Raw genomic sequence first — 5,349 nt, 5'->3', positions numbered from 1 at the left:
CGGGGGGCGGGAAACCCCGGCGGGGGAGGGGGGGTGTCCGGCGGGGGAGGTGGTACCGGGCGCGGTGGGGGGCGGGGGTGGCGGGACCGAACCGGCCGTCGACGCGGGGGCTGCGGTGCGGGACGGGGCGGCCGAGCAGCGAGGCCGAGGGGGGGACGCCCGTCCGCCCTCGGCCGCGAGCTCCCGGAGCGTCTCCCCCGTCACCCGGGCGCCGAGCGAGTGGGCGAACAGGTGGACCGGGCGGCCGTCCGCGTCCGCCCACGCCGTCAGCCAGTCGGCGAGCGGGGCGGCGTTGGCGTCCGCGGTCTCCTTGGCCGGTCCCCAGTCGACGTTCGACGCCCACGAGTAGCCGATCACCGGGCGAGCGTCCTCGACCGCGGCGTCACCGCCGTTCGCGCCGCCCGCGGCCGCGGCGAGCGCGAGCCGTGCGGTGTACGACTGGTCGCGGGCCGACTCGGCGTCCGCGCCGAGCCCGTGGACGTACAGGACCACCGAGTCGGCGCCCTCGAAGCCCCACGACCCCGACCGCTCCGTCGGGTCGGCGGCGTCGAGGCGCCCGCGCGTCGACACCGTCGGCTGCGTCTCCGGCGCGTCGTACCCGCCGAAGTCGCCGTCGAGCGCGTTCGCGACGTAGAGGCCGCCGCCGCCGAGGAGCCCGACTCCGCCGGCGACGCCGTAGAGGAGTCGCCGCCGCGTGACGAGTCCGGAGGGATCGTCCGATGCGTCCGCGCCGTCGGCAGGGGTATCGGATGAGATGTCGGACCGTCGGCCCGAGCGATCAAATAGCTGACGCGGCGGCGACGGCTGTTTATAAACGGATCCCCTACGAGGGGTATGAGCTACCCGGTCACGTACTACTGTCCGCACTGCGGGACGCTCGTCGCGCTCGAACGCGAGGGATACCTCGCGGACAAGTCGGTGACGCCGTACCCGCTGGAGGGGTGGACCTACGTCGCACCGACGGAGCCGTTCGACGCGGAGGCGGGCGAGGAGACCGACGAAGATACGGTTGAGGCGGACGGCGTCCGGTTCGTCTGCGGCGAGAGCGACGGCGTCAACTGGGACCCGCACGACGGAGTCCGGGGGACCGACGTGGGCGGGGACGAGCCGTACCGGGAGCCCGACGCCGACGGAGTCGGCTGCGGCGAGCCGTTCTACCTCTCGTTCGTCCGCTACGAGGAGGGGCGCGAGATCGACCCGCGAGCGGAGTCGGAGCCCGTCGAGATCAACCCCGACCCGCGGCCGAGCGGTCCCCGCGGTCCGCCCGGCCCCGGCGAGGCCGGCGGTCCGAGCGACTCCGACGGCGGCTTCTGGTGAGCGGTCGGACCGACCCCCGTTCGGACGGCAACGCCCGTTACGCCGGAAAATACTTCAGTTGAAGGCCGGGATCGCCGCACATGCTCGGCAGCCGATCGAACTCCCCGCTCGGGAGGGCCGTCGGCGCGGCCGTCGCCCTCCTCGCGGTCGCCCTCCTCGCGTTGAACCGCTGGATCGACCTCTCTGTCCCGTACGGCTACGACTCGGGAAGTACCGCGCTGTTCCTCGTCGGCGCGGCCGCCGCCGCCCTCGCCGTCGCGCTCGGCGGGTACCGGTACCTTATAAGCAGTCACCGCTGAACTGAGAGCGACGCTCCTCGTATCGCGAGATTGTTCATAAATGAACGGCCGCGGACCACCGGGGAATCGCCAAAGTACTGCCGCCCGTTTATAAATGATCGATAGTGGAACGGCGGCGAACACCGCCGAAGCCCCGGGCGCTCGGTGATACGTGGCTGCTGGGGAGGACAGCATCAAAGCCCCAGGCGCGAGGGGAACGCAGGCGAAGCAAGCACCGCAGCGAGCGTGCGTTCCCCTCGCGCCTGCCCCTTTGAGTCCCACCCGTACCGCACCGCGCCTCTCACCTCCCCAGCCTCGTCACCGGACTACGTCCGGTTTCAAGCGAGAGCTTCGCTCTCGCCCTGTCGGTGGTCCTCCGCTTCGCTCCGGACCACCGACTCCAGCGAGGGACCGAAGGTCCCTCTGGCAGCCGGCGCGTAGCGCCGGCGACCTCGCGCGGTGCTGCTCGCGGCCTGCGGCCGCTCGCAGGCACGCGCCACCGCACCGCGGATTGCTTCCGTAGACCGCCTACTCAGTCAGCCCGAACACGTCCCGCGGGTTCTCGTACACGACGGTCCGGATGTCGTCGACGTCGATCCCGTAGCGGTACAGCTCGAATATCGCGCGTTTCACGGCGTACGGGTCCGTGCGCAGCACGTTCGCGGTGTCGGTGTCGATCATGATCCGCTCGGGACCGTACTCGTCGATGGCGCTCGCCACGTCGGCCGCGTCGACGCCGACCAACCACGAGTGGCCGATGGTGTAGCTCAGGTAGCAGTCCGTCTCTTCCATCAAGTATTCAGTGTTGTTCGCGTCCGCGTGCGAGGCGACGACGCGCTCCTCGTCGAGTCCGGCGTCCGCCGCCGCCTCGACGTCGCGTTTCACGGCCTCCAGCGCCGGGTTCTCGCCGTCGAGGACCGGCTCCGTGCCGAGCCCCGCGTTCTTCTCGTACCCCGGAGTCACGCCGAGGTCGTCGCGGTACTCTCGCTTCGCGCCCGGCGTCGTGTTCGGCGTGTGGAGCAGGACGGGGAGGTCGTGGTCGGCTGCCAGTTCCATCTGCGCCTGAACCACCGCCTGCTGCTCGTCGACGTCCCAGCGCTCCACGTGCTGGCTCGGCGTCACGCCCGTCTCGCCGACCGCGACGACCTCGTCAAGCGCGCAGTAGTCGTCCATCGCGGCCAGCAGCTCGTCGGGACTCTCGATCCGGACGCCGGTGTGGACGCCGAGGCTCAGCTTCGCCTCGAAGAAGTGGTTGCGTTCGATGGCTCGGCGGCGGTTGATCGCGTCGTCCCACAGGAAGCGGATGTCGCTCGCCTCGACGGGCTTGTACGGCGTCCAGTGGTACCCGGACGACACCATCACCATCGCCCGGCAGCCGGAGAGCGCGTACCGCTCCCGGTCCTCCCACGAGAGCGTGTGCGCGTGGTTGTGCGGGTCGATCCACGGGAGGTTCAGCAGCTCGGTCGGGAGTTCGGGCTCGGATTCGGACTCGTCGAGGTACGCGGCGTCCGTCGGTCGGACCGTGGGCTGAGGTGTGGACATGAGTGTCTCGTCGACCCCCGGCCACTTAGCGTTTTACAGATTGGTAAAACTTTATTGTCCCTCCGACTCACTCACCGATATGACACTGTTGATCGGGACAGACTCCGGGCTGTACCGAGCCGACGACGTCCCCTTCGAGCGCGGCGACCTCGACCACGTCCTCGACTGCGGGGTCGTCACGGCCGTGAAGTCGTGGGACCACACCGAGGGCGTCTTCGTCGCCTCCTCGACCGGGGCGTACCGCTCGGTCGACGGCGGCGAGACGTGGACCGACCTGGAGGTCCCCCTCGGCGACCGGTTCTGGCACGCCGGGCAGAGCGAGGTGTGGTCGATCCTCGCGACCGCCGACGGCGCGCTGTACGCCGGCACCAACGACCCGTACGTGTTCCGCTCGGTCGACGGCGGCGAGACGTGGACCGAGCAGAAGGGGTTCCGCGAGCTCCCCTCCCGCGGCCACTGGGAGTCGCCGATCGATCCCCATTACGCCCGCCTCCGCGCCCTCGAAGCGGTTCCCGGGCGGCCCGACCACCTGATCGCCGGCGTCGAGGCCGGCGGGATCCACGTCAGCCGCGACGGCGGCCGCACGTGGTCCGACCACCGGGACGCCATCGTCGACGACGTCCATCAGGTCCTCCCGATCTCGGAGGACGTCTGGCTCGCGGCGACCGGCTACCTCGACCACGACTTAGAGAACCTCGGACTCGGCCACGCCGTCGGCGAGGGCGGCCTGTGGCGGACCACCGACGCCGGCGAGTCGTGGGACCGACTCGACGTCGGCAACGACTTCTCGTACGTCCGCCGCGCCTTCGTCCACGACGGCCGGGTGATCTTCTGCGGCGGCGAGGAGGCCCCCCCGGCGTGGGTGAACGACGACCACGAGGTCGCGCTGTTCGAGTCGACGAACTTCGGCCGCGACTTCGAGCGCGTCGACTTCCCCGGCGAGCCCCACGAGATAGTCGAGACGTGGGCGGTCCACGACGGCGACGCCGTCTGCGGCTCCGGCCTCTTCGACGTCCCCGACGAGCGCGACGACGTGGAGGGCCGGATCATGCGGCGCGTCGACGGCGGGGGCGACGAGGGACCGACCTACGGGACGGTCGGCCGCGTCGACGCGAACGTCAGCCGGATCGAGGTGGTCTGAATGGCGGACGAGACCGACTCTCCGTCCGAGGCCGGCGGCGCTGACGCCCCCGCCGACGGCGGCTCCGCCCCCGACGCCCCGTCGCTGCTCGGGCGGTCGCTGTACGGCGGCGTCCTCGCGTACATGGCCCTCGACGGGTTCAAGAACAACGACAAGCGGGTTTCGATCGCCGAGGAGAAGGGCGTCCCGATGCCCGACGTGCTCGTCCCGTTCGTCACCGGGATGCTGTTCGTCGCCAACCTCGGGATCGTCCTCTGGCGGCTCCCGCGGGCGGCCGCGGGCGCGCTCGTCGTCTTCTTCCTCGGGACGACGCCCGCCATCCACGACTTCTGGACGATGGAGGGGAAAGAGCGGCAGGGCAACAAGATCAACTTCCTGAAGAACCTCGCGCTGCTCGGCGGCGCCGTGGTCTTCCTCGACGCCGCGAGCGGGGGCGACGAGGAGAACGCGCGCGACGGGGAGTAATCTCTCACCCTCCCGCCCCCGGATTTCGGGTTCGTCCGGCGCCGACGCTCCGGATCGGCGATGTCTGACGCAGTTCTTAAGTGAGAGCGGTGAGGACCGTACCGTAATCCCCCGAACGGGCGTCGAGCGTACCGATCGAACGGCGCCGCGCGACGACCGCGGTGTTCGGGTCAACCACACACGGACTGGAGGTCAGGATGGGACTGCTCACAAATCTCAGAGACAGCATATCGCGGGTCACGGACGGCCTGTTCGCGGCCGACGAGCCCAAGCGAATCGGGATCTACGGACCGCCGAACGCCGGTAAAACGACCCTCGCCAACCGGATCGCACGCGACTGGACGGGTGACGCCGTCGGGCCCGAGAGCCACATCCCCCACGAGACCCGCCGGGCCCGCCGGAAGGAGAACGTGGAGATCGAGCGCAACGGGCGCAAGGTCACCATCGACATCGTCGACACCCCCGGGGTGACGACGAAGGTCGACTACAAGGAGTTCTTGGACCACGACATGGAGAAGGACGACGCCGTCCGACGGTCGCGCGAGGCGACCGAGGGCGTCGCGGAGGCGATGCACTGGCTCCGCGAGGACGTCGACGGCGTCATCT

General features: G+C 70.4%; 6 protein-coding genes and 1 pseudogene. 5 read left to right on the top strand and 2 right to left on the bottom strand.

Annotated elements, in window-relative coordinates:
• Positions 1-570, bottom strand: a pseudogene (locus B9G38_RS18775) (DUF726 domain-containing protein); the annotation flags it as partial.
• A 264-nt stretch (positions 571-834) separates the two neighbouring features.
• Between B9G38_RS18775 and B9G38_RS13975 the strand changes: the two are divergent.
• Positions 835-1,317, top strand: a complete 483-nt coding sequence (locus B9G38_RS13975) for a hypothetical protein (RefSeq protein WP_086220766.1) — start codon at positions 835-837, stop codon at positions 1,315-1,317.
• A gap of 80 nt (positions 1,318-1,397) precedes the next feature.
• Positions 1,398-1,616 (top strand): hypothetical protein, encoded by a 219-nt coding sequence (locus tag B9G38_RS13970; RefSeq protein WP_086220765.1) that lies wholly within the window; start codon positions 1,398-1,400, stop codon positions 1,614-1,616.
• 507 nt (positions 1,617-2,123) lie between these two features.
• Here the strand turns inward: B9G38_RS13970 and B9G38_RS13965 are convergent.
• Positions 2,124-3,137: a TatD family hydrolase gene (locus B9G38_RS13965; RefSeq protein WP_086220764.1), complete on the bottom strand. Its 1,014-nt coding sequence runs from the start codon at positions 3,135-3,137 to the stop codon at positions 2,124-2,126.
• Positions 3,138-3,216: 79 nt separating this feature from the next.
• Here B9G38_RS13965 and B9G38_RS13960 point away from each other — a divergent pair, with 79 nt between their 5' ends.
• The 3 genes from B9G38_RS13960 to B9G38_RS13950 all read left to right on the top strand — a co-directional run.
• Positions 3,217-4,278: a sialidase family protein gene (locus B9G38_RS13960; protein WP_086220763.1), complete on the top strand. Its 1,062-nt coding sequence runs from the start codon at positions 3,217-3,219 to the stop codon at positions 4,276-4,278.
• Positions 4,279-4,743 (top strand): DoxX family protein, encoded by a 465-nt coding sequence (locus B9G38_RS13955; RefSeq protein ID WP_086220762.1) that lies wholly within the window; start codon positions 4,279-4,281, stop codon positions 4,741-4,743.
• A 197-nt stretch (positions 4,744-4,940) separates the two neighbouring features.
• Positions 4,941-5,349, top strand: a 409-nt coding sequence (locus tag B9G38_RS13950) for a GTPase (protein WP_198945703.1), incomplete at its 3' end; no start/stop codon positions are given.

It is taken from the genome of Halorubrum sp. SD612 (assembly GCF_002135005.1).
The sequence above is the reverse complement of the archived record's forward strand: the minus strand, read 5'-3'. Positions and strand labels throughout refer to the sequence as shown.

Coding starts and splice junctions, on each gene's coding strand:
- B9G38_RS13955 (WP_086220762.1), top strand. CDS start 4,279: ATGGCGGACGAGACCGACTCTCCGTCCGAGGCCGGCGGCGCTGACGCC.
- B9G38_RS13960 (WP_086220763.1), top strand. CDS start 3,217: ATGACACTGTTGATCGGGACAGACTCCGGGCTGTACCGAGCCGACGAC.
- B9G38_RS13970 (WP_086220765.1), top strand. CDS start 1,398: ATGCTCGGCAGCCGATCGAACTCCCCGCTCGGGAGGGCCGTCGGCGCG.
- B9G38_RS13975 (WP_086220766.1), top strand. CDS start 835: ATGAGCTACCCGGTCACGTACTACTGTCCGCACTGCGGGACGCTCGTC.
- B9G38_RS13965 (WP_086220764.1), bottom strand. CDS start 3,137: ATGTCCACACCTCAGCCCACGGTCCGACCGACGGACGCCGCGTACCTC.